This window comes from Antarctobacter heliothermus, from assembly GCF_002237555.1.
GTDB classification, from domain to species: Bacteria; Pseudomonadota; Alphaproteobacteria; order Rhodobacterales; family Rhodobacteraceae; genus Antarctobacter; species Antarctobacter heliothermus_B.
Genome location: NZ_CP022542.1, coordinates 130,937 through 154,467, shown reverse-complemented (window position 1 = coordinate 154,467; position 23,531 = coordinate 130,937). Strand labels below are relative to the sequence as shown.

The 23,531-nt window shown below is 63.1% G+C and carries 16 protein-coding genes and 3 pseudogenes; 15 read left to right on the top strand and 4 right to left on the bottom strand.

What is annotated here, in order from left to right:
- Positions 1-120 precede the first annotated feature (120 nt).
- Positions 121-952 (top strand): annotated as a pseudogene (locus ANTHELSMS3_RS25880) (isocitrate/isopropylmalate family dehydrogenase); the annotation flags it as partial.
- A 21-nt stretch (positions 953-973) separates the two neighbouring features.
- Here ANTHELSMS3_RS25880 and ANTHELSMS3_RS25010 read toward each other — a convergent pair.
- The gene (locus ANTHELSMS3_RS25010) at positions 974-1,852 is read right to left on the bottom strand and encodes an AEC family transporter (protein ID WP_094037727.1); all 879 of its coding nucleotides are present in this window, start codon (positions 1,850-1,852) and stop codon (positions 974-976) included.
- Between the two features lie 306 nt (positions 1,853-2,158).
- On the opposite strand from ANTHELSMS3_RS25010, the gene ANTHELSMS3_RS25005 reads away from it, so the two are divergent.
- From ANTHELSMS3_RS25005 to ANTHELSMS3_RS24985, 5 genes and pseudogenes are all read left to right on the top strand, one after another.
- Complete coding sequence (locus ANTHELSMS3_RS25005) at positions 2,159-3,139, top strand: Bug family tripartite tricarboxylate transporter substrate binding protein (RefSeq protein ID WP_094037726.1); 981 nt, start codon at positions 2,159-2,161, stop codon at positions 3,137-3,139.
- Between the two features lie 82 nt (positions 3,140-3,221).
- Positions 3,222-4,385: a M20 family metallopeptidase gene (locus ANTHELSMS3_RS25000; RefSeq protein WP_094037725.1), complete on the top strand. Its 1,164-nt coding sequence runs from the start codon at positions 3,222-3,224 to the stop codon at positions 4,383-4,385.
- Positions 4,386-4,424: 39 nt separating this feature from the next.
- On the top strand, positions 4,425-5,255 hold the full coding sequence (locus ANTHELSMS3_RS24995) for a polysaccharide deacetylase family protein (protein WP_094037724.1): 831 nt from the start codon (positions 4,425-4,427) through the stop codon (positions 5,253-5,255).
- 313 nt (positions 5,256-5,568) lie between these two features.
- Positions 5,569-6,652, top strand: a pseudogene (locus tag ANTHELSMS3_RS24990) (IS5 family transposase).
- 218 nt (positions 6,653-6,870) lie between these two features.
- Positions 6,871-7,473, top strand: a pseudogene (locus ANTHELSMS3_RS24985) (IS6 family transposase).
- Between the two features lie 55 nt (positions 7,474-7,528).
- On the opposite strand, the gene ANTHELSMS3_RS24980 reads toward ANTHELSMS3_RS24985, so the two are convergent.
- The gene (locus ANTHELSMS3_RS24980; protein ID WP_094037723.1) at positions 7,529-8,473 is read right to left on the bottom strand and encodes a glycosyltransferase; all 945 of its coding nucleotides are present in this window, start codon (positions 8,471-8,473) and stop codon (positions 7,529-7,531) included.
- A 113-nt stretch (positions 8,474-8,586) separates the two neighbouring features.
- On the opposite strand from ANTHELSMS3_RS24980, the gene ANTHELSMS3_RS26435 reads away from it, so the two are divergent.
- Both ANTHELSMS3_RS26435 and ANTHELSMS3_RS24970 read left to right on the top strand, forming a co-directional pair.
- Positions 8,587-11,508, top strand: a complete 2,922-nt coding sequence (locus ANTHELSMS3_RS26435) for a DUF4214 domain-containing protein (protein WP_094037722.1) — start codon at positions 8,587-8,589, stop codon at positions 11,506-11,508.
- Between the two features lie 743 nt (positions 11,509-12,251).
- Positions 12,252-13,241, top strand: coding sequence for a 4,5-dihydroxyphthalate decarboxylase (locus ANTHELSMS3_RS24970; protein ID WP_094037721.1), 990 nt, complete (start codon positions 12,252-12,254; stop codon positions 13,239-13,241).
- Between the two features lie 21 nt (positions 13,242-13,262).
- Here the strand turns inward: ANTHELSMS3_RS24970 and ANTHELSMS3_RS24965 are convergent, their stop codons facing one another.
- Both ANTHELSMS3_RS24965 and ANTHELSMS3_RS24960 read right to left on the bottom strand, forming a co-directional pair.
- Positions 13,263-14,189: a LysR family transcriptional regulator gene (locus ANTHELSMS3_RS24965; RefSeq protein WP_094037720.1), complete on the bottom strand. Its 927-nt coding sequence runs from the start codon at positions 14,187-14,189 to the stop codon at positions 13,263-13,265.
- 72 nt (positions 14,190-14,261) lie between these two features.
- The gene (locus tag ANTHELSMS3_RS24960; RefSeq protein ID WP_198319977.1) at positions 14,262-15,461 is read right to left on the bottom strand and encodes a LysR family transcriptional regulator; all 1,200 of its coding nucleotides are present in this window, start codon (positions 15,459-15,461) and stop codon (positions 14,262-14,264) included.
- Positions 15,462-15,603: 142 nt separating this feature from the next.
- On the opposite strand from ANTHELSMS3_RS24960, the gene ANTHELSMS3_RS24955 reads away from it, so the two are divergent.
- From ANTHELSMS3_RS24955 to ANTHELSMS3_RS24925, 7 genes are read left to right on the top strand one after another with little or no spacing between them, the layout of a single operon-like run.
- Complete coding sequence (locus tag ANTHELSMS3_RS24955) at positions 15,604-17,448, top strand: thiamine pyrophosphate-binding protein (RefSeq protein WP_094037718.1); 1,845 nt, start codon at positions 15,604-15,606, stop codon at positions 17,446-17,448.
- A gap of 17 nt (positions 17,449-17,465) precedes the next feature.
- Positions 17,466-18,920: an aldehyde dehydrogenase family protein gene (locus ANTHELSMS3_RS24950; protein ID WP_094037717.1), complete on the top strand. Its 1,455-nt coding sequence runs from the start codon at positions 17,466-17,468 to the stop codon at positions 18,918-18,920.
- A gap of 18 nt (positions 18,921-18,938) precedes the next feature.
- Positions 18,939-20,516, top strand: coding sequence for a GMC family oxidoreductase (locus ANTHELSMS3_RS24945; protein WP_094037716.1), 1,578 nt, complete (start codon positions 18,939-18,941; stop codon positions 20,514-20,516).
- Positions 20,517-20,545: 29 nt separating this feature from the next.
- Complete coding sequence (locus tag ANTHELSMS3_RS24940; protein ID WP_094037715.1) at positions 20,546-21,007, top strand: type II 3-dehydroquinate dehydratase; 462 nt, start codon at positions 20,546-20,548, stop codon at positions 21,005-21,007.
- 1 nt (position 21,008) lies between these two features.
- Positions 21,009-21,806 carry an SDR family NAD(P)-dependent oxidoreductase gene (locus ANTHELSMS3_RS24935; protein ID WP_094037714.1) on the top strand — a complete coding sequence of 266 codons (798 nt, stop codon included), beginning with the start codon at positions 21,009-21,011 and terminating at the stop codon, positions 21,804-21,806.
- Positions 21,803-22,606, top strand: a complete 804-nt coding sequence (locus ANTHELSMS3_RS24930; protein ID WP_094037713.1) for a sugar phosphate isomerase/epimerase family protein — start codon at positions 21,803-21,805, stop codon at positions 22,604-22,606. Before ANTHELSMS3_RS24935 ends, ANTHELSMS3_RS24930 begins: the two co-directional genes overlap by 4 nt.
- A complete protein-coding gene (locus ANTHELSMS3_RS24925; protein ID WP_094037712.1) occupies positions 22,603-23,526 on the top strand; it encodes a DMT family transporter in 924 nt (307 codons plus the stop codon). The genes ANTHELSMS3_RS24930 and ANTHELSMS3_RS24925 overlap by 4 nt, the downstream gene beginning before the upstream one ends.
- Positions 23,527-23,531 lie beyond the last annotated feature (5 nt).

The following is a 23,531-nucleotide window of genomic DNA, read 5'->3' as shown; positions in this document are numbered from 1 at the left end:
CGGCCAAGTGTGGAAGATTGGGCCGACATATCATATTGTGATTTCGTACATCTATGTGTGATACACTTTCATGCAGGAGTCGGTGTGTCAACTATCGCCGCCCGTCCGCAAACACAGGGCGCCATCTTTCCCGGCGCTGTCGGTTGGTCGGGTGTGCCCGACCACGTGTCGCTCTAGGGTCTGCTCATCCCGATCCGGCGGCGTTTCGACCAGTATGTGAACCTTCGCTTGGTTCGACTGTCGCTCGGCGTCACCACGGCGGCGGCGGGGCGGTCGGCCGGCGAAATCGACTTCTTCGTCGTGCGCGAGAATACGGAAGGCGAGTATTCGGAGGTCGGCGACCGGCTTTACGCCGGAACAGAGCGCGAGATGGCGGTGCAGGAAACCGTGTTCACGCGGCATGGCACCGACCGGATCCTGCGCTATGCGTTCGACCTCGCGCAATCGCGCGGGAAGCATCTGACCTTGGCCACCAAATTGAACGGAATCAACTATACCACGCCGTTCTGGGACGAGCGCGTTGCGGCCGTTGCGGCGGGGTATCCGGAAGTCAGGACCGATCAGTATCATATCGACATTCTCACGGCGCATTTCGTTCAGCACCCGGACTGGTTCGTCGTCGTCGCGTCGAACCTTTTCGGCGACATCCTGTCGGGTCTCGACCTGGCCTGCGTGGACGCCATCGGTCAACATCAACCCCGAACGCGGGCACCCCTCGATGGTCGAACCGGTCCACGGTTCTGCGCGGGATATCGCGGGCAGGGGCCTCGCCAATCCTATCGCCACCTTCTGGTTGGCGCCGATTTTGCTTGACTTTCTGGGCGAGACCCAGGCCGTTGCGGCGTTGATGGAGGCGATCGAAGACTTCTGCCGGTCCGGGACCACGCTTACCCCCGACATGGGTGGTGCGGCAACGACGATCGAAGTAACCGATGCCCTGTTTAGGCTGCTGTACCCGCCTTTCCGACGTCGCTCAGACCGCGAGAAGACCGACCAGCAGGGGCACCGTGAAGAGACTGGCGACGGTCGAGACTACCACCGCGCCGGCGATCTCGTCCCCCGAGTGGCCGAAGCGCTCGGAATAGATGTAGCTCAGCACCGCTACGGGCATTGAGCCCTGCAGGATCAGTACACCGCGTGCCAAGTCGTCCAGGCCCATCGCCCAAGCAACCAGCATGGCGCATGCCGCGCCGCCGGCTATCCGCAATCCCGAGGCCAGTACGCTTCGCCCCAGTCGGTGGACCGACAGCCGCGCAATGGATGCCCCCAGCGCCATTAGCATCAGCGGGATCGTCAGATTTCCCATCAGATCGACGGCGCGTGTGATCCAGAGTGGCAGATGAATTCCGGTTGCCACTATGGTCAGACCCAGCGCCAAGGCGTAGACTACCGGCAACCGGAGCAGCGTTCCGGCCCTGGCGGTGCCACTGTGAATCGCGATGCCGATGGTATTGTGGGCTATCACTTGGACGACCCACACGACCATCGCCAAAGCCAGCGCGTCCTGTCCGTAGGCAAACAGAACGACTGGCAGGCCCATGTTGGCGACATTGGGGAACATCAGGACGGGCAGATAGTCGCGTATCGGCAATCCGAGGCGCGGAAGCAGCAACAGTCCGGCCAGACTCAGCGCCACCAGCAGGGCGACCGCCGCCACCAGCATCGAGCCGAAGTCATCCAGCCCGATCGCCCCCTGATTGAAGGTCCGAAGCAGCAGGCAGGGCGTTCCCACATAGGCGACCAGAGCGGTGACGAAGTGGTTGTCGAACGGCTGCCCCATGCGAATCCAGCCATATCCTATGGCCGCCACCATGAATATCGGCGCCATCACCGCCAGCAGCACCGCGATCATCCGCGAGAGCCCTCTGCTCGCCGATCGCCGTGCCGAATTGCACAATGCCTGATCATCGGTCCCAAGCGCTCCGCCATTGCGTCTGTTATTGTTGACACCTGTTAAAAGGCACGCATAATATCATTATGCAGTTCTGTCTATCACTATGTGATGCGGTGCGGACTCGCCGGCGCTTCAGAAATCCTGAGACCCCGGTTCGAATGCCCGACAGAAGACTGCGTATGGACATCGGCTGGCCGCCTTGACGGGCGTCCCATAAGATCGGCGCGCACGCATCGGTAACAGGAAAGAAAACGGAGAGGTAAGATGACAACCTTCAGACTCAGTACTTTCGCACTGGCCGGCGCCATTGTCGCCGGAACGGCCGCATTCGTCACGCCGGCCGCGGCGCAGGACTATCCTGCCGACGACATCACCATCGTGGTGCCGCGTGCGCCGGGCGGCGGGTCGGACAACATCATCCGCATTCTGCAGGAGCCGCTGAGCGAAAAGCTCGGCGTGCCGGTCGTCATCGACAACCGCCCGGATCCCTCGGCAGTTGTCGGCACCGAACTGGTCTCGCGCGCCGAGCCGGATGGTTACACGCTCTATCTTTCCGACAATGCCTTCTATCAGAACCCGGCCATCATCAAGGACCTTCCTTATGATCCGGTCAACGATTTCGTCGGCGTGACCCGGCTGGCGCGTTCGCCGGTCGTGCTGGTTATCCATCCGGACGTACCCGCAAAGAATACCAGGGAACTGGTCGAATACGCCAAGGCCAATCCAGGGCAGCTGACCTTCTCGCATGGCGGCATCGGCGCTTCGACCCACCTAGCAGGTATCCAGTTCAACATCGCTGCAGGAACCGATATCACCCCCGTCGCCTATGCCTCGTCCGGGCCGGCGCTGAACGCCGTTCTCGGCGGACACGTGCAGATGCACATGGGCGGCATCAGCTCGTCCGGTCCGCAGATCGAGGCCGGGGGGGTTCGGGCCATCGGGCTGACCGGATCGAAGGAACACCCTGCATTGCCCGGTGTTCCGACGCTTGAAGCCGACGGTCTGCCCGGCGTCACCATCACCAGCGTCTGGGGCATTCTGGCTCCTGCTGGTACTCCGCTGGAAGTTCGCACTGTCGTGGCCGACGCCGTGCGCGAGGTCATGAACATGCCCGATGTGGCCGAGAAGCTTTCGAACGCAGGCTATCAACCCGTGGCCAGCACGCCGGAAGAACACGACGCCGAAGCCAAGGAAATGATCGACTACTGGCTGAACGTCGCCAAGGAAACCGATCTGAGCCAGTAACGGATAACGGTAAGCGTTGCGCGCATCCCGCCCGGCCGCGACCGATCGCGGCCGGGCTCAACGATCAAGTACGGAACCGGACATGCAAGACAGCGAACAGGCCGCTCGCGAGGTGACCGATTGGCTCGCGGGCCAGGAGACAGCGATGGCCAACCTTCTGGGGCGGATCGTCGACATCGATAGCGGCAGTCACGACAAGCCCGGAATCGATCGCGTCGTCGCTACCTTGGACGATTTTCTGACGTCACACGGCATCGCCACCGATACGTTGCCGCAGGAGCGGAACGGCAACGTTCTGAGGGCCCGCATCGGTCCGCGTGCCAATACGGGGGCCGTTCTGCTGAGCGGTCATTGCGACACCGTCTTTCCCAAGGGCGAGGCCAGCCGTCGCCCCTTCACCATCCGCGACGGACGCGCCTACGGTCCCGGCGTCGCCGACATGAAGGCCGGACTGGTGATGAACTGTTTCGTTCTTGCCGCCCTAGCCCGCCGCGGCGATCTTGCGGTGCCGGTCGCGGGGCTTTTTACCGGCGACGAGGAAATCGGCTCTCCCGCATCCAAGGATATCATCCGGGCAGAGGCGCGCGGGGCGCGCGCCGTGTTCAACGCCGAACCGGGACGTCCCGGCGGCGAGGTGGTCACCGGCCGGCGGGCCTGTCTGTTCGTGCATCTTAAGATCACCGGACGCGCCGCCCATTCCGGAGCCAACATCCAGGCTGGCCGCAGCGCGCTGCAGGAACTTGCGGAAAAGATCATCCGGCTGCACGCCCTGACGGACATGTCCCGCAACATCAGCGTGAATGTCGGGCTTGCCAGCGGCGGCCAGTCGGCGAACACGGTCGCGCCGGACGCCACGGCCGTCTTCGATGTACGCTATGCCGACCCTTTCGACAGGGCACCCCTGATGCAGGAGATCGAGCACATCCTGCAGAGCAGTTATCTGCCCGGCACCAGTACCGAGTACGTGGTTAAAGGCGAGTTTCCTCCATTCGCGCAGTCCGAAGGCTCGCGCGCCCTGTTTGAAACCTACCGGGCCGGGGCGCAGTCCGAGGGTGTCGATATCAAAGGCGTCTATACGCTCGGCGGCGCCGATTCCGGGTTTGCCGCCGAAACCGGAGCGGCCACGCTCTGCGGAACCGGCCCTGTCGGGGGCAATTACCACAGTCCGGACGAGTATATCGAAATGCCGAGCCTGTTGCAGCGTACCAGCATACTGGGCAGGACCATCATCACCATGACCGCCTGACGCGGACCCGTCTATCAGAACCAACGAACGGAGCCTCCCATGCCTCGCCATCTCGTCTGCCTCACCTTTGACTTCGACGCGATGTCGGGTCTTGTCGCCCGCGGAATGAAATCGCCGACGCCGGTCTCGCGCGGCGAATTCGGTGCTATGACCGTGGTCGAACGGCTGTTGCCCCTGCTTGAACGCTATCGCCTGCCTGCCTCGTTCTTCGTTCCGGGCACCGTGATCGAGACCTATCGCGACCATTGCGCCCGAATTCATGCCGCGGGGCACGAGATCGGGAATCACGGATACACCCACGTGCCGCCAGCCAACCTCACGCCGCAGGAAGAGGAAGACGGGCTGGTTCGCGCGTCCGATCTGATCGAGGAGGTCACCGGCAGCCGGCCAAGGGGGTATCGTTCACCCTCGTGGGACCTGAGCGACGTGACGGTGGATCTTCTTCTGAAGCACGGGTTCGACTATGAAAGCAGCCTGATGGGCCACGATCACATGCCATATTTCGCCCGCCGCGGTGACGTGGTGCCCGATGACGGCCCGGTGACATTCGGCGAGACCACGTCGCTGGTCGAGATGCCGATCAGCTGGTCGCTGGACGACTTCCCGCATTTCGAGTTCATGCGCACCGCAACGAGCCTGATGCCGGGCCTGTCGAATGCCCGTCTGGTGCTGGAGAACTTCGTCGCCGATTTCGAGTTCATGACGCGGAATACCGACTGGGGCGTACTGACCTACACGTTCCATCCCTATGTCGTCGGACGCGGCCACCGGATGCTGATGCTCGAGAAACTGATCCACGCGCTCCAGGAACGCGGCGCCGTGTTCAGTACCATGCGCGACGTAGCCGTCGAGTTTCGCGGTCGGACCTAGTCGCGGCCGGATACGCCGCCGGCGAAGGTCTCAGGTTTCCTGCCGAACAGGTCAGGTCGAACGTTCGGACTTTCGTCTGCCTGGTTTTGTCATCTACACCTCCTAAAACGGCGTGTTGCGACGACCGGTTGAATCCGCCGTATATCGCTGCATCAGAGGCCGGATACATGTCAGCACCCGATGATGCGTCAAAATCCAACTCCAAAATTACCACTTGCGCATGGGGCGGTTATACATGGTTACCTCGAAAAATTGCCCTGACCGGGCCGCTGCGGTATGAAGCAGAGGGCATTTTTCGACTTGGGGTGTGACGATGGCGCAGATGGGTTTCTTTGATCTTTCAGACTGCTACGCGAGCCTGGACGCCAAGAAGGACCCGTTGGTCGAGATTGATGCCGTCGTGCCCTGGGAAGAATTCCGCCCGACGCTGGAACGGGCATGGCGCGAGCCGGAGGCGGAGCGCAAGTCGCGGGTCGGGCGCAGGCCGATGGACGCGGTTATGATGTTCGAGACGCTGGTGCTCGGCGCGCTCTACAACCTTTCCGACGACCAGGTCGAGTATCAAGTGCGCGACCGACTGTCGTTCATGCGGTTCCTTGGGCTCGGCCAGGAGGGACCGGGTGCCCGACGCCAAGACCGTGTGGCTTTATCGCGAGGCGCTGGCGCAGGCGGGCATGGTGGGGACCCTTTTCAAGAACTTCGACGGCCATCTGGCGCGGCAGGGATATATCGCGCGGGGCGGCCAGATCCTGGATGCGTCCATCGTGCCGGTGCCGCGCAACCATAACACACGCGACGAGAACGCGGCGATCAAGAACGGCGAGGCGCCCGAGGACTGGGCTGACAAGCCCGCCAAGCGCTCGCAGAAGGATACTGACGCGCGCTGGACCAAGAATCACGGAAAATCCTACTACGGCTACAAGAACCACGTGAACGTGGATCGCCAGCACAAACTGGTCCGGCGCTACCACGTCAGAGATGCGGCCCAGCACCCCTCTCATGGTTTGCAAACAAACCATTGCCGGGCAGCGGACAGCCAGGCTGTGGATCACCTGCTGATGCGGGGAAATACCGGCTCCGGGGTCTGGGCGGATGCGGCCTATCGGTCCGAGGAGACGGAGGCAAAGTTGCGCGCGTGCAAGCTGAAGAGCCACAGCCACCGCAAAGGTAAACGCGGCAAGCCGCTAACCGAACAAGCCAAGGGCAGAAATCGGACGAAATCCTCGGTGCGCGTGCGCGTCGAGCGCGTCTTCGGCGCACAGGCCAACGACATGGGCGGCACGCTGGTGCGCATGATCGGCCTGGTGCGGGCGAAGGCGAAGATCGGGATGAAGAACCTGGCCTACAATATGCGTCGCCTAGTCCAGCTACGCCGCCTGAACCCCTGGCCGGCGTGATCCAGAGCGCGGAAGTCAGGCCGCAAGAGCCGAGTTTGCTGCTCGTGACCCCACGAACCCCGACGCCCCCACAATGCGCCGGGAGACCGGCTGGCGACATCATGCGCACTTCATCCGGTCCAAACCGCTTGAAACAGCCGAGACCGGTGAAAAATAGAGGTGCCCACATATTGCATCAATCGGCCCGATTGGTGATTTTCATGCTTTTGAGGTTGATCGTGGCGCGCAAGTCACCGTTCAAGCACCATCGCTTTCCACACGAGATTATCCTTTGGCTGTGCGTTAGCATCTGCGCTATCCCTTGTCTTGTCAGGATGTGGTCGCTCTTCTCGCCGAACGCGGCATTTCACTTGATCGATCAGCAGTCTATCGCTGGGTGCAGACGTTCGGCCGAGAGCTGACGAAATGGCCAGTTGATCGACGTCCGCCTCACCGCTCGGCGCGATGCGAAGGCCGCTAAAGCCTTTCTCAGCAAGGCTATTGAACGCATACGTTTGCATCGCCCGGTCACGATATGCACCGACAAAGCACCTGCTTATCGACGTGTCATTAGCGAGGTCAATCATCGATACGACCCACATTTCGACAGCATTCGGCATATCGACAAGAAATGGCGAAACAACCTGATCGAGAGCGACCACGCAGCCATGAAACGGCTACTTGGATTCCGTCAGGGCTTTCGATCTTTGCGAAGCGCGAAAGTAACCCTGAGCGGGATCGATACGACCCGAACGATCAAGCAAGGGCACATCCACAACAAACAACTAGGCGTCCAAGGCGAGATCAGCTTCGTTCATGGCCTCTTCGGCCTGGCCGCCTAAAGGTAAGATCGGGTGCCATAATTTTGGGACATCCCTGTTAATGCAACGGTCTCTTTCAGACCCGCCCCAGCAGCGCCGCCAGTCGCAAAAAGGCGGTCGCTGCGCGGCGGTCGCGGGTGATCCCCAGCCGGGTCTGCGCCCGGATGCGGGGCAGGCCGCGGGCCGGGGCCGCATCCAGCGCGGCCAGCAGGGCGCGCGTCTCTGGCGTCAGATGTGGTCGGGCCTGTTCCAGCGCCCTGCGGTTTGCCGTCTGCCAGTCGCGCCAGGTGGGGCCCAGCACCATTGCCGCGCGGGCCAGTCCGGCCAGAAACCCGCGGTGCGCGCCCAGCACGTTGTCGCCGTGCTGGCGGTAATCCAGCACCACCTCGGGGGAGACGGTGACTTGGCCGCCCGCGCCGGTGATCAGCAGGTAGAGCCACCAGTCGTGAAAAGGCACCTCGACCGGTCCCACGGCGCGCACCAGCGCCAACGCGGCGGGGTTCAGCACCGCGCAGTGTCCTGCCACCCGGTTCTGCACCAGCGCGTTGCCAAAGGACGGCGGGCCGGAGTGCACCCGGCTGAGGCCCAGGGTCGCGCCCGTCGCGCTGACATGGCGGCTTTGCGCGCTGTAGACTGCGGGGCCGTCGAAATGCGCCAGCGTCATGAGCGCGTGGGACAGCTTGTGCGGATACCAGATGTCATCTTGATCGCAGATCGCCACGGAACCGGCGGGCAGATCGGGGTGGCACAGTAGCGACAGGAAATTCGCCGCCGCCCCCCGACGCGGGCCGTCCAGCAGGCGGATGTCATGGGAGGGATGGGCGGTGGCAAAGCGTTCGACGATTCCCCGCGTGCCGTCACGCGATCCGTCGTCCGACACCCAAAGCGCCCAGTCGGCATGGTCCTGCGCCGCCAGGCTGTCCAGTTGTGCGCCCAGATGCGCCGCGCCCTGATAGCTGGCCAGCAGGATTGTGACATGCGGCAAGGCAGGGGGGGGCAGGGGGGCGCTGTGTCGGGTCATGGTGGCGCGGTTGTAGGGCAGGCCGCGGCGGCAAGGAAAGGCGCAAAGCGTCGCTCTGCAACTGGAACGTGTTGACCGCGCGTATAATTTCCCGCCACTAAGGGCACAAGCCGATGCCGGGCATGCGCGCTGGCTGGCAGGGTACAGTGGTTCACGAGGTCATGGTCACAATTTCCGATCCGCGCTATGCGCTGCAATGGCATTTCGATCTGATCGGCGACATCGAGACGATCTGGCAGGAGGTCAGCGGCGCGGGGGTGTCGGTCGGCGTCTATGACGATGGTATGGATCAGGACCACCCCGATCTGGCCGCCAACTATGATGCCAGCCTGCACTACGACGGGATCAGCAACGATGACGGCAGCCACAACACCGGCTTTGACGGGCACGGCACCTCTGTCGGCGGGCTGATCGCGGCGGCGCGAAATGGCTTGGGCGGGGTGGGCGTGGCCTGGGGCGCGTCACTGACCTCGGTCGACTATCTGAACGACATGCAGGTGGCCTCGGATGCGGTGTTGTACGATTCTCTGGTCTGGACCGCCATGTTCGACGTGGTGAACCAGAGCTATGGCGTCAGGCCCGAGTTTTCCGACGACTGGGATATCGGCGATCCCGGCAGCTATGGCTGGGAAGAGGCACAGCGTTTCGCGCAGGCCACCCAGACCGGGCGCGGCGGCCTTGGCACCATATTTGTCAAGGCGGCGGGCAATGAGGCGGGCGACCCCACGCTGCAAAGTTTTGGCGTGCTGGGCAATGCGCAGGGCGAGGGGCACAACGTCCTGCACACGGTGATCGTGGTGGGGGCGGTCGGGCGTGACGGGTCGGTCGAGAGTTATTCCAACTTTGGTGCCAACCTGCTGGTCTCGGCCCCGGCGGCCAGCCACACCACCGATGTGGCGGGCCGCGACGGCTATGCGTCGGGCGATTACACCAATGATTTTAGCGGCACCTCGGCGGCGACGCCGGTGGTGTCTGGCGTGGTGGCGCTGATGCTGGAGACAGCACCCGGCTTGGGCTGGCGCGACGTGCAGGAGATCCTGTCGCTGACGGCGGCGCAGACGGGGTCGGCCTATGGCGGTCCGGCCAGCGGTTTCGAGGCGGGCGAATGGCAGCCCATGGGCGGCGAGACGTGGAACGGCGGCGCGATGAGTTTCAGCCCCAGCTACGGCTTTGGCCTTGTCGATGCCTTTGCCGCCGTGCGTCTGGCCGAGGTCTGGCTGGACATGCAGGGGGGCGTGGCGGCGACCTCGGACACTCTGGTGCAGGCCAGTTTCGCGCGCAGCCAAACCCGGCCGATCCTTGATTTTTCCGACACCGATCTGGTGTTGCAGGTCGTGGACGGCATTGTCATCGAGCATGTCTATGTCACGGTCGCGATCACCCATGGCTTTGCCAGCGACCTGACCATCACCCTGATTGCCCCGGATGGCACAGAGGTGATCCTCGCCGAGGGCGATGGCGGCGGCACTGCGTTGAACGGCGACTGGACCTTTGGGGTGGCGGCGTTACGCGGCATGTCCAGCGCCGGGGACTGGACGCTGCGGGTGGCCGACGGGTCGATCGGAGATGTGGGCACGCTGCGCTCTGTCCGGCTGGAATTCCTGGGCAGCCCCGAGGACAGCCCGCAAAGCGCCGATGACATCTGGGTCTTTACCGATGATTTTGCCGCGCTGGTCGCTGCCGACCCGGCGCGGGGCCGGGCCGTGGACGATGACGGCGGCACCGACTGGATCACCAGCGTCGCGGTGGCCGACCCGGTCGAGATCACGCTGGGCGCCACCGCGACGCTGCGGGTGGCGGGCAGCGACTGGGCCACGATCGAGGGCGGCATCGAAAACGCCAGCAGCGGCGACGGCGACGATGTGCTGACCGGCGGGGCCGGGGCCAACGTGCTGCGCGCGGGCCGGGGCCGCGATCTGGTCACGGGCGGCGCGGGGGCAGATGATCTGGCGGGCGGGCCGGGCGGCGATGTGGTGCAGGGCGGCGGCGCGGGGATCTATCACACAGAGATCTCGGCGCAGGTTTACCGGCTGTATCTGGCGGTTTTCGGGCGCGCGCCCGATGCGGGCGGGCATCAGGCCTGGGCGCAGCGGATGACGCTGGACCGGATGACCCACGATCAGGTGGCGCAGGCCTTTATCGCCTCACCCGAGTTCACTGCCACCTATGGTGCCACCACGGACACGGAATTTGTCACGCTGCTCTATGAAAACGTGTTGCACCGCGCGCCCGATGCCGCCGGGCTGGCGTCCTGGATGACGCAGCTGGACGAGGGGACATCGCGCGCCCGCGTGGTGCTGCTGTTCGCCGAAAGCCCCGAGCACCAGACCACCAGCGCGACCGCGCAAGCGGGCTTTGACATGGCCCGCGACATCACCGAATGGGCCGACGACGTCTACCGGCTGTACCGCGCGGTGTTTGACCGTGACCCCGATCCGGGCGGCTATGACGGCTGGGCCGAAACGCTGGCGGCGGGGCGGATGCGGTTTGATCAGGTGGTCGAAAGTTTCATGGCCGCGCCCGAGTTCACCGCCACCTATGGCGCGGCCGCCAGCAACACCGATTTTGTCACGCTGCTCTATGACAACGTGCTGAAACGCGCGCCCGATCCGGCGGGGCTGGACGGCTGGGTGACGCGGCTGGAGGACGGCATGAGCCGGGTCAAGCTGGTGGAGTTCTTTGTGTCCTCGCCCGAGTTCACCGACAGCAGCGCCGCCGGGCTGGAGGCGTTCATCACCGGGCGCGGCGCGGACGATGTGCTGCGCAGCGATGGCGGTGACGATCTGCTGGCGGGTGGGCTATATGCCGATCAGTTTGTCTTTGTCAGCGATGGCGCGGCCAGCACCACCACCGTCACCGATCTGGAACCCTGGGACCTGCTGACCTTTGAGGGGTTCGGCATGGACGCGGGCCAGATCTTTGCGGCGCTGGAACAGCTGGGCGACGACGTGGTGCTGCGGGCGGCGGGCGAGGCGGTATTCCTTGCCGATACCGCGCTGGACGAGATCACGCAGGGGATGATCACCATTGCCTGAGCGGCCAGATGGAATATGGGCGCAACGGCCTGTGGCGGGTATAGTCCCGCCGCACTGTCTTTCGCTTCGCCGTCCATCGTTTGATCCTGTCGTCCCTTGGCAATCTCATGCCGCAGGAATTCGCAACGAAATCGAGACTGGAAACCAAGGCCGCATGAAGCCAGAAATCATGCTCTGCCGACAGAAAACTGGACCGTTTGACGATGGAGTTTTCGGCTGGGCTGTCTTGGCTGGGAGAGGCGCGAAAACGCATGAAGGCATCGGGACGTGGATTAGCTCAGAGTGCTGAAAATTCGGTGATGCAGGCTTTATCTGAAACGCTTTAGTCATTGATTTAATTTATATTTTTATGTTTTTGTTGTCAGCTTTGGTCCCGAAACCCTATTGGCCTCTGCTTTCGGAGGCCAGATGTAGAGGCCAGTTTCACCCTTAGTTCTTCATTATGACCCTATTTCGTCCCGCTTCAGGCCGAGTTTATTCCGAGTATCGGGACTGAAACGGGACCGGATGCAAATTGGACCCGCCGTGATTTCGTGCTGCGCTCTGATCTTTGGTCCATGCTTTGTGAGGGAAGCAAGGACCCAACAGCGGTATCAAAGGGACGGCCGCAAATTGCGACGGCCCCACGACAGCTTCAAAAATGGTATTTCTGACCAAAGCCCTTTGCCTTGGACGCCAAGCAGGGGAACCCCCTAAGTACTGGACAGGCTCAATAGAGCAGGACTGGAAAAGGGAGGAACACCATGCAGGACCTTAGATTGTCGGTTGCGGTTGGCGATTACGACCGAATGCGACCACTAATCGACGGCGATGTGCAGATTGATGGAGTGGACCCGGTATTCCTCCGTTTGTCGCCGGAAGAAATTTTCTTTCGCGCCTTCCGCAGCGAAGATTTCGACATCTGTGAACTGTCGATGAGCTCTACCGTCCTGAAGATGGCCCGCGGCGAATGTCCCTATGTACCGATCCCGGTGTTTCCGTCTCGTGCGTTCCGCCATACGGCGTTCTACATCAATGCGGCTTCGGGGATCCGTAAGCCTGAGGACCTGCGAGGCCGCCGCATCGGTGTGGGGGAATACCAACTCACCGCCAATGTCTGGGCGCGTGCCATTCTTGAGGATGACTACGGCATCAAGCCATCCGAGATCGAATGGGTTCGGGGCGGGATTGAGGAGCTGGGCCGCAAGGAAAAGATCCATTTGACCCTACCCGAGGGGGTCAACCTTGTTGATGCACCCGCTGACCGTACGCTTGCCAGCATGCTGGCCGAGGGCGAGATTGATGCCTTGCTCGGACCGCGCATGCCCTCCAGCCTGAACGGCGACGGGCGGGTGCGCTGGCTGTTCGACGACCCGATAACTGCGGCGCGCGACTGGTACGCCCGGACGAAAATCTTTCCGATCATGCACACGTTGGGTATCCGCCGCAGTCTGGTCGAACAGCATCCGTGGCTGCCTGCGACCGTTCAGAAGGCGTTTGAACAATCCAAGGCCCTGTGCCTGTCGCGGCTGCGCGACACCTCGGCCACCAAGGTCACGCTTCCTTTTATCGAGGAAGGGTTCAAGGGCGCGCGCGAACTGCTTGGCGATGATTTCTGGTCATATGGCTATGAGGCCAACCGCCACGTCGTGCAGTCCTTTATCGACCATCATTACAGACAGGGCCTTTCGCCCGTCCGGTTGTCTGCCGAGGACTTGTTCCATCCGGCCACGCTGGATGTTGCGCGGATCTGAGCTCCTCGCGACAGACGCAGATCAGGGCAGCTTCCGCGCGAGGTCACCCAGTTCCACCTCCAGCTGGCGGATCACGCACCGAAGCAGCCGCATGATCCGCTCCTCGTTACGAAAGCACGAGGAGCGGATCGAACGTGTCATGTAGAGCGTGCGACGGAACGGGGCACCTTCGATCTGGAATACGCTCACCAGCCCCTGCGACACCTCGTCGGCCACCACGCCGTAGGGCAGGATAGAGGCAGCGTCTCCGTTCAGGACTGTCTGCCGTGTGGCCATCAGGGATTGCACCTCGTAGTGAATATCCGCCGGTGTGCCAGCCGCAGATGCGGCTTCATCGACCATGCGCCGGATTGGATCACGTTCCCCGGCTAGAACCAGAGAATGCTCCAGAAGGGCGCTCAACGTGATCACCTCGCCGCTGGTGTCGCCATCGCGTCGACGACGGGCGAAGAGAAGTTCTTCTTCCTGCAGCGGCACTTGTACCAACCCGGATGAGGTGGTGGGCGTATAGGTCAGGATCAGATCGACGTGACCAGCCTCCAGCTCGCGCAGGAGGGTCAGGCTGGGCTCTTCTGTCAGGCTCAGTCGAACGCCATCGAGGTTCTGTCTGGCGGCCTGCAGCAAATCCTGTCCGACCAGCCGCATGATCGAGTGAGTGATCCCGAGCGCGATAACCTCGACTGCGTTTTCGGCCGCAGCGCGTAACTCCTTTTCGGCCTGCTCGAAGCGGGCAAGGATCTCTACCGCATGATTATACAGAAGAGTGCCCTCGGGCGTCGCTTCGACGCCGCGGGAATGGCGATCGAGAAGCGACACTCCGAACTCTTCTTCAAGCTGCCGGATTTGCAGACCCAGCGCAGGCTGGGCCACGTTGAGCATGGCAGCGGCACGGGTCATGTTGCCGACCTCGACGACCTTGGAAAAATAGCGAAGCTGGCGATCGTTCATTGTTCCACCTGGCATGTTTTCAGAGCGCTGGTGCCCCTTCGCCCACGGACGAATTTCGGCAGGCCCTCAGTTTTACGCATAAGTTGCGGCGGCTGAAACGAGTTTCTCGACAAAACATTCGAACAGGGCGGTCGGAGTGTGATCTCGTCGTGTCGTCATGCCGATGGCGCGGCGCGTCCGGGGCACCTGCATTGGCAGAAGGGACAGCAGGCCTCGGTTGACGTCATCGCGCACTTGTTGGTGTGCGGCAATCGCGAGGCGGTCGCTGTCCAGCAAAAAGGTGCGCAGGGCCGCGGTCGAGTCCGTCGAGATGACCCCGTCGGGCAGGACACCGCCGGAGTCCGTCACCAGCGCCTCGAACTGGGTGCGCAGTGGAACACCCTGCAAAGGCAGTATCCAACGATATGCCAACATGTCGCTCAGCCGGGGGTGGGGGATCCCGGTGAGGGGATGTTTGGCCCCCGCCACGATGGCGATGGTGTCGTCAAACAGCGTGCGCGCCGTCAGCCCGGGATCGTCATCAAGGCGACGAATAGAGCCGACAACCAGATCGATGTCCCCGTCGCGCAGTTGTTGTGCCAGGCTGTCCCAAGTGCCGTCCTGCAAAGTGATCTCGGCGTCAGGAAAGCTATCCAGCGTCGCCAGCGTCGCCGAAGGCACCAGACCTGATCGCGCAATCGGCAGTGTTCCAATGGAAAGTCGCCCTTTCCCACGGCCGACCAGGACCGCCAGATCGTCTTCGGCCTGACGCAATTCGCTGTAGGCCAGCTTGATCCGTCGGGTGAGGGTTTCGGATCCCGGTTCGGGCAGCAGGCCCAGTCTTGTACGGCGATACAGTTTTCGTCCCAGTCGGCGTTCCAATGTCAACAAGGACCGCGAGACTGCGGGCGGACTCAGGCCAAGTACCCTGGCCGCCCGCACAATGGAACGTTGTTCCTGCGTGGCCAACAACGCGCGGAGCTCATGGTCTGATGCCTGCACGAGGTTTGCCGAACCATCCGGACCGACCAGATGGGCAAAGGCGCGCGCTGCGCGGCCAATAACGATAGTGCCTGCTTCGGTCTGGGCGACATGCACTGTGGATCGGTCGAACAGGGCCAGACCGATAGCGTCTTCAAGTGATGCAACCGCTCGCGTCACCGCCGGTTGGCTGACGCCCAGCTGGTCCGCTGCCAGAGAAAATCGGCCGGATTGCGCCACTGTCAGCGCCATGCGCAGCTTGCGCAGTCCGGATGCCGCAAGGTCAAACTGGGCAGGAGGAGGGGGAGTCATTGGCAAGAATTCCATATCGTCTTTCAGCGTAGCGTAACCATTTTTTATAACTGCGCGCCACTCTGCATTTCTCAGGCCTGTGCGTCAGATGCCATGATGCACTCGTGGGCTGGAGGAGCCTGTAGATGCTTGGGGGAGAGACATGACAAAGCACGATTCCGTCGGATCACGCGCGGACGCTCGCCTTGCCGGCCTTGAGCGCCCGGAGCCTGGTGACGCCGCAGCCGAGTTCGGCTCGTGGGGCAGTGATGCTGTCGCACAGGTTCTGCAAGATCTTGGTCTTGAGTTCATTGCGCTTGTACCGGGGTCCAGTTTCCGGGGTCTGCACGACTCTCTGGTCAACGGGCTGGGCAACTCTAACCCGCAAATGGTTGTGTGCCTGCACGAGGAACATGCCGTTGCGATCGCCGACGGATATGCGCGTGCAACGGATCGCCCCATGGCAGTTGCGTTGCACTCCAACGTCGGGCTGATGCATGCGGCCATGACCGTCTACAATGCCTGGTGCGACCGTCAGCCGATGGTGATCATCGGCGCGACCGGCCCGGTGGACTCGCATAAGCGCCGCCCCTGGATTGACTGGATTCACACCTCCCGCGATCAGGGTGCCTTGGTGCGTGGCTATGTGAAGTGGGACGACCAGCCCGCCTCGACAGAGGCAAGTGTCGAGTCCGTGATCCGCGCACATCAGATTGCCACGACCGCGCCCTTTGGGCCGACCTATGTCTGTCTGGATGTCGCGGTGCAGGAACGTCGGCTGGACGCGCCGGTCAAGGTGCCGCCGCTCGAACGCTTTCGCACCGCAGAGCGCCCCGGCGCACCAAGTGCGTCGCTTGAGCGGACAGTGGCCGCGATCGGGGCGGCCCGCCGCCCCCTGTTTCTGTTTGGTCGCATGTCGCGCGATCAGGCCGACTGGGACGCGCGTGTCAAGCTTGCCGAGGCAGCGGGCGCGGCTGTCATGACCAGCATCCACAATGCCGCCGCCTTTCCGACCGACCATCCGCAGCACATCGTGGCCCCTTGCGCCGAACACCGCACACAAGAGGAAAAGGACATCGTTGCTGCCGCCGACCTGATCGTCAGCTTTGACTGGCTGGATCTCGCAGGTTTCCTGCGCAGTTGTTCGGGAGAGGCACAGTCGCAGACACCGGTCGAGACACTGATCATTTCGTGCTCGATGGACCAACTGGTCGCCAATGGCTGGGCGATGGACCTGCAGGCGCTGCCTGCCGCTGATATTCCGCTGCTGGCGCATCCCGATGCGTTGACGCATCAGCTGGTGACCGCTTTTGACGGCCCGAAGCAGGGTAGCGAATGGGATTTTTCAGGGCCACACTGGACCAGCTGGCTGCCTGTGGAACCCGAAGGCGACCGCGAGGATTGCATTTCGCTGGGTGATTTCGCGATGTCGGTGCGGGCCCTTGGCGATGCAGGCGACACGACCTTTGTGCGCCTGCCTCTGGGGTGGCCGCGTACGGCCTGCCGTTTCAACGATCCGCTTGCCTATCTGGGCAAGGACGGCGGCGGCGCTGTGGGCATCGGTCCTGCACATGCGGTGGGTGCGGCGCTGGCGCTGCGCAACTCGGACCGTGTGGTCACTGCGGTGCTGGGCGACGGCGATACGGTGATGGGCATCACGGCGCTGTGGACCGCGGCGCATCTGGATCTGCCTCTCTTGGTGATTATCGGCAACAATACCTCATATTTCAACGACGAGCGACATCAGGAAGTGGTTGCGGTCGCGCGCTCGCGCCCGGTTGCGAACCGCTGGATCGGACAGCGCCTGACCGATCCCGAAGTGGATCTTGTTGCGATGGCCCGTGCGCAGGGGTTCGACGGCGAAGGGCCGGTGCGCACCGCCGAAGGTCTCAGGGCGGCGATCGCCAAGGGCCGCGAAATCGTGCGCGGCGGAGGCCGCTACCTGATCGATGCCCGGATCGAACCCGGATACGCAGGAGATTTCGGCCTGAAGCCCATCGAAGATTGAGTTGAAGGACAAGAACAATGGATCCGATCACATTCCCGACTGAGCGTGGGCTCTTTTATGGCGGTCAATGGCATGCACCGCTGCAAGGCGACAGCCGTCGGTCGATCAGCCCCGCGACGGGTGAGGATTTTGGCGCGGTGGCGATTGGCGGTCCCGAAGATATGGACGCAGCAATTGCCGCGGCCCGCACGGCCTTTCCGGCTTGGCGTGACCTGACCCCGCGCGCGCGCGGATTGTATCTGCGTCAGGCCGCACAGGTGTTGCGGGACAACAAGACCGAGCTGGCGCGCCTTGATGCGGCGGAGTCGGGTAACCCGTTTGCCGCCATGCTCAAGGACGTCGATATCGCGGCGGACAGTCTGGATTACTTTGCTGGTCTTGCGGCCGAGACCAAGGGCGAGTCGATCCCGCTAGGGCCGGATGCCGTCAATTTCACGGTTCGCGAGCCGCTTGGGGTGGTGGGCCGCATTGTCGCCTTCAACCATCCGCTGATGTTTTTTGGCGCCAAGATGGGCGCTCCTCTGGCAGCCGGCAACACGGTGGTCATCAAGCCGGCCGAGCAGGCGCCGCTTTCGTCGCTGCGTTTCATGGAGCTGATCGAGGGGCTCTTCCCGCCGGGGGTGGTGAATCTTGTCAATGGCGGCGTTGATGCCGGACGTCATCTTGTCGGACATGCGGATGTGGCGATGGTTGGCCTGATCGGCTCGGTGCCGACAGGGCGTGCGGTGATGTCCACAGCCGCCCGGACCATCAAGCCGGTGATGCTTGAACTGGGTGGCAAAAACGCCCTGATTGCCTGCCCGGATGTCGAGATCGAGACCGTGGCACGCGGCATCGTGGCGGGTATGAATTTTGCCTGGGGCGGGCAATCTTGCGGGTCAACCAGTCGGGCATTGATCCATGCCGATATCCACGATGCGGTACTGGACCGCGTGGCTGAACTGGTCGAGGCCTTTGTGCCCGGAGATCCCACCGACCCCGCGACCACCATGGGCGCGTTGATCAGTGCCGACCAGCGCGACCGGGTGCTGCACTATATCGCCACCGGCAAGGCCGAAGGGGCCCGGCTGGTGACCGGCGGGCAGGCGCTGGATGGACCTGTGCCCGGGCAGGGCAACTTTGTCGCTCCGACGATCTTTGCCGATGTCACACCACAGATGACCATCGCCCGGGAAGAGATTTTCGGCCCCGTCCTTTCAGTCATCCGCTGGCAGGACGAGGACGAGGCCATGCGCATCGCCAACGATGTCGAATATGGGCTGACCTGTTCGATCTGGACCCGTGATCTGGTGCGTGCGCATCGCCTTGCCCGCAAGGCCGAGGCGGGGTTCGTCTGGGTCAACAAGGCCGGACCGCACTTTCTGGGCGCCCCATTCGGCGGCGTGAAGCAATCGGGGATCGGGCGCGAGGAATGCCTTGGCGAGCTGCTCGCGTTCACCCGCGAAAAGAACATTCACATCGCACTGGCCTGAACGCGAAAAGGTAAGATCATGCTTGAGGCGGATTATGTCATTGTAGGAGGCGGGGCGGCGGGGTGCGTGGTCGCGGCGCGCCTGTCCGAGGACCCCAAGGTCCGTGTTCTTCTGCTTGAGGCAGGACCACGCGACTGGCACCCCTGGATCCATGTTCCAGCCGCCTGCCTGTTCCTGCAGCACGATGCCCGTTTCAACTGGCTGGATGCCAGTGAGCCGCAATCCACGCTCGATGGTCGCCGGGTGAAGATCCCGCAGGGCAAGATGCTGGGCGGCAGCGGTTCGCTCAACGGGATGCTGCATGTCCGCCCGCAACCCGAGGACATTGCGGACTGGAACACCCGCGGTTGGGATTGGGAAACGCTGGAGCCAATCCTGGCCAAGGCGGAAAGCTATGCCCCGGGCGGTCCCGGACGTGGGCAGCAGGGGATACTGACGGTATCGGATTTCTCCGATACCCACCCGCTGACCCGCGCCTTTATCGAGGCATGTACGACGGCGGGTATTCCCGCAAACCCGGACATGAACGGCCCGGTGCGCCGGGGCGCGTCGCCCTTTCAGCAGGCCCGAAAGGGGCGTTTTCGCAGTCAGACCGCCCAAAGCTATCTGCGCGCCGCCCGAAAACGGCCGAACCTTCAGGTGCAGACCGGTGCTCAGGTGACCCGTGTTGTCTTTGATGGACGCCGCGCTGTCGGGGTGCGGTTTCGTCGTGGCGGTACTGAACACGACGTCCGCGCCAGCCGTGAGGTGGTGCTTTGCGCCGGGGCCATGCGCTCACCGCAGCTGCTGCAGGTTTCGGGGATTGGCGATCCGGCACATCTTGCCAAGCTGGGGGTGCCGGTTGTCGCATCGTCACCGGCCGTTGGTCGGGACATGCGGGACCATTTCCTGCTGCGGGTGGCGCACCGGGTCGGCGGCATTGCCACCATCAATGAACGCACGCGCGGGCTTTCGGTGGTTCGCGAGGTGCTCCGCTACGTCTTCAAGGGTGAGGGGATGCTGACCATGGGGGCAGGCGCTGCAGCGGCAATCCTGTCGCTTGACGGTGAGACGGCAATCCCGAACGTCCAGATCAGCTTTGCTCCGGGCAGTTTCTCCGGGCCGGGTACGCTGGAGCGCGAACCGGGCATGACCATCGGTGCCTGGCTGTCTCCGGGTGAGAGCCGCGGTACGGTGATGGCGGTCGATGCGGATACAGCGACGGCCCCGGCCATTGATCCGCGCTATCTGAGCGCAGAAAGCGACCGGCAGGGCATTGTTGCCTGTATACGACTGATCCGCAGCCTGTTCGAAGAGCCCGCATTGGCGCGCTGGTCGCGTGGCGAAACCCTGCCGGGCCCAGAGACACCCGACGACGCCGAGGCGATCCTTGCCTTTGCCCGTGATCGCGGCGCGTCGGGATACCATTTCGCCGGCACCTGCCGGATGGGGGATGATGCGGCCTCGGTCGTGGATGGCGCATTGCGCGTTCGCGGGACCGAAGGCTTGCGCGTTGTGGATGCCTCTGTCATGCCGACGCCCCCCATCGGAAATGCCCATGCCACCGTGGTGATGCTTGCCGAGCGCGGTGCAAGTCTGATTGCGGCACGCAGCTGACGCGCGTCCATAGCAAAAGAGGAAAACACATGCCCCGTATCATGATACTTAACGGACCCAATCTCGACATCATGGGTCGGCGCAAGAATGCGGCCTACAACGGAATATCGCTGGCCGATGTTGACACGATGGTACAGGACTGGGCCAAAGAGCATCAGGTCGAGGTGGATTTTCGTCAATCCAACCACGAAGGCGTGCTCGTGGACTGGATCCACGAGGCACTGGATGGTGTCGACGGTTTGATCATCAATGCGACGGCGTTGACCCATACATCCCTGATGATCACAGATGCGCTTGCGGCGCTGGAATGTCCAACCATCGAGCTGCACTTTTCCAACGTTCATCGGGATCCGACGCGCGCAGATCGGCATATTTCGGTCGTGCGCCGTGCCGTGACGGGCGTGATCGCGGGGTTCGGTCCGCGCGGCTATCTGGCGGCGCTGGATTTGCTGAACGACATGGCGGCTGAAGCTGCCCAGAAGGAGACATGAGATGAACGACACCGACAAGCCCGTCGCGGTGGTGACCGGCGGAGCCGGCGGCATCGGACAGATCATCTGCTCCACCCTCGCTCAGGAAGGCTGGCGTGTGGTTGTTGCCGACATCGACATCGACAAGGCCCGGACCGTGGCAGAGGCCTGCGGGGGGGTGGCGCAAGCGCTCGACATTCTTGATCCTGACAACGTCGAGGCCGCCGCCGAAACCATCGAACGCGAGGTCGGTCCGGTCCGCACCGTCGTACACTCGGCTGCAACCTTTCAGGCGCTGAAGCCTGCGGAAGAAACCGATATAGCCGATTGGGATCGCATCGTTGCGCTTGTGCATCGGGGCACCTATCTGGTCTCGGTCGCCTTTGCCAAACGCATGGCGGCGCGCGGGGGCGGGTCGTTTGTGGCCCTGTCGTCGTGGAACGGTGTGCGGTCTGCCCGGATGCTGGCCTATTGTTCGTCCAAGGCGGCGGTCAACCTTCTGATCGAAGGCATGGCAATGGAATGGGGGCGCAGCGGCGTGCGTTTCAACGCTGTCTCGCCGGGTGTCGTGATGACCGAGCGCGTCGCGGAACGCATCAGAACCGGCGCGCGCTATACCACGAACCCGATCGAAATGACCGCGTTGGGCCGTCTCGTGACCTCGGAAGAAGTCGCCAATGCGGTTTCCTTTCTGGCATCTGACAAGGCCTCGGGCATCACGGGGGCCAATCTGCTGGTCGATACCGGAACGACGATCAGCCAGGCATGGAGCCTGTTTGGCGGCATTCCGGGGCCACGACCGCTGGATGATGCGACGTGAGCGCACTGGCCATGGCATACCTGACCCTTGGCGATCTCGATCCGTTCGAGATGGTCGAGGCGGCCGCGCGCGGCGGATTTGAGGCAACGGCACTGCGTCTGACCGGGCACAGTCCCGGTGATGACTGGGGGTTCGATCCGACAAATGCCGCCGACATCCGCCGGATGGCGCGGCTGTCCCGTGACGCAGGGATCTCGTTGGTCAACATCTCGACCTATCGTTTCGTGCCCGGGGCTGCCCCGGCCGATTTTCGCCCGGTCATCGACGCCTGCGCCGAGTTGGGCATCGGGATGATCACCGCCAATTCCTTTGCTGGTGAAGAGGCCGAGGTGACAGCCTTGATGGCGGAAATCGCGCGTGATGCCGCGTCTCGGAACATACGCCTTGGCATCGAGTTTATTCCCGTCAGCCGGATCCGCACCGCCGCGGATGCCCTGCGGATCGCCCGGGCCACGGATGCGGGCAACGTCGGACTGGTGGTCGACGCGCTTCACCTTTGGCGGTCGGGCGGTACGGTGGAGACGGTGCGCGGGCTTCCGGGTGACCGGATCTTTGCGCTGCAGCTTTGTGACGCCCCGCTGGCCGCGCCCGATGATCTTGCGGCCGAGATGCGGTCTGCACGCCTGTTGCCGGGTGACGGCGAGTTCGACCTCCGAGGATTGGTCGACGCGGTTCCCGCCGACACCGAAATAGAGATAGAGGTGCCGAACGCCGATTATGATCGTCTGACGCCCGCAGCACGTGCGCGGTTGGTCCATGATGCCGGAGAGGCATTTCTTGCGCGGGCCCATGCGGATTGACCCCTCATTCCTCACTTTCGACCACTCCGCCGGACACTTGGCCGGGGTTGGCGATCACAGCGAAACTGGCCTCGGTGACGCTTTTTGTGATCGTCTCCTCCTTTGTCGCGGCGCTCGACATGTTGCCGACGGGTCAGATCATCTTTTTTCGCTCGGCGTTGGCAATTCCGGTCATCGTGATCTGGATTGCGACAAGAGGGGGCTTTCCCGGGGCGCTGTATACCCGGCACCCTCTGGGGCATCTTTGGCGCGGCTTGATCGGGACCGGGGCGATGGCCTGCACGTTCATCGCGCTGGCACGGTTGCCTTTGGCCGAGGTGACCCTGCTTACTTATCTCGCGCCGATGCTTGTGGTGCTTCTGGCGGTCCCTGTCCTTGGCGAGCCATTGCGTGCCGGTGTCGCGATCGGGGTTCTGACGGGTTTTCTGGGGGTGCTTATTGCGCTGTCACCGCGGCTGGGCGGTCTCGGCGGTACGGATACCGCAACACTGATCGGGATTGCGGCGGGGTTTTTGGCGGCGTTCGGTGCGGCCGTGGTGCAGCTGCTGATCCGCATCATGGCGCGCACAGAGAACATTGCCGCCATCGTTTTCTGGTTTTCGGTCACCTCGATGATGGCGGGGTTATTGACCCTGCCTTGGGGCTGGGTCTGGCCGGACAGGGGACAGGCCATTCTGCTGATCAGCGCAGGCCTTTTGGGCGGGATGGCGCAGATGCTGATGACCACCGCGTATCGGCTTGCGAAGGCTTCGACCGTGTCGCCCTTCGATTACTGGGCGGTGGTGGTGGCCTTGATACTGGGGGCCGTGGTCTTCGGCGAGCGCCCGGCGCTGGCAACCCTGATCGGCGCTCTCATCGTGATTTGCGCCGGCATAACCGTGTTGTTGCACGAAACCGGCCGGTGGCGGCGAAAAGAATGAAGAGG

Bases quoted from the DNA above. Each gene is read 5' to 3' on its own strand.
- ANTHELSMS3_RS25010 (WP_094037727.1), bottom strand. From the start codon at position 1,852: ATGATCGCGGTGCTGCTGGCGGTGATGGCGCCGATATTCATGGTGGCG.
- ANTHELSMS3_RS25005 (WP_094037726.1), top strand. From the start codon at position 2,159: ATGACAACCTTCAGACTCAGTACTTTCGCACTGGCCGGCGCCATTGTC.
- ANTHELSMS3_RS25000 (WP_094037725.1), top strand. From the start codon at position 3,222: ATGCAAGACAGCGAACAGGCCGCTCGCGAGGTGACCGATTGGCTCGCG.
- ANTHELSMS3_RS24995 (WP_094037724.1), top strand. From the start codon at position 4,425: ATGCCTCGCCATCTCGTCTGCCTCACCTTTGACTTCGACGCGATGTCG.
- ANTHELSMS3_RS24980 (WP_094037723.1), bottom strand. From the start codon at position 8,473: ATGACCCGACACAGCGCCCCCCTGCCCCCCCCTGCCTTGCCGCATGTC.
- ANTHELSMS3_RS26435 (WP_094037722.1), top strand. From the start codon at position 8,587: ATGCCGGGCATGCGCGCTGGCTGGCAGGGTACAGTGGTTCACGAGGTC.
- ANTHELSMS3_RS24970 (WP_094037721.1), top strand. From the start codon at position 12,252: ATGCAGGACCTTAGATTGTCGGTTGCGGTTGGCGATTACGACCGAATG.
- ANTHELSMS3_RS24965 (WP_094037720.1), bottom strand. From the start codon at position 14,189: ATGAACGATCGCCAGCTTCGCTATTTTTCCAAGGTCGTCGAGGTCGGC.
- ANTHELSMS3_RS24960 (WP_198319977.1), bottom strand. From the start codon at position 15,461: ATGACTCCCCCTCCTCCTGCCCAGTTTGACCTTGCGGCATCCGGACTG.
- ANTHELSMS3_RS24955 (WP_094037718.1), top strand. From the start codon at position 15,604: ATGACAAAGCACGATTCCGTCGGATCACGCGCGGACGCTCGCCTTGCC.
- ANTHELSMS3_RS24950 (WP_094037717.1), top strand. From the start codon at position 17,466: ATGGATCCGATCACATTCCCGACTGAGCGTGGGCTCTTTTATGGCGGT.
- ANTHELSMS3_RS24945 (WP_094037716.1), top strand. From the start codon at position 18,939: ATGCTTGAGGCGGATTATGTCATTGTAGGAGGCGGGGCGGCGGGGTGC.
- ANTHELSMS3_RS24940 (WP_094037715.1), top strand. From the start codon at position 20,546: ATGCCCCGTATCATGATACTTAACGGACCCAATCTCGACATCATGGGT.
- ANTHELSMS3_RS24935 (WP_094037714.1), top strand. From the start codon at position 21,009: ATGAACGACACCGACAAGCCCGTCGCGGTGGTGACCGGCGGAGCCGGC.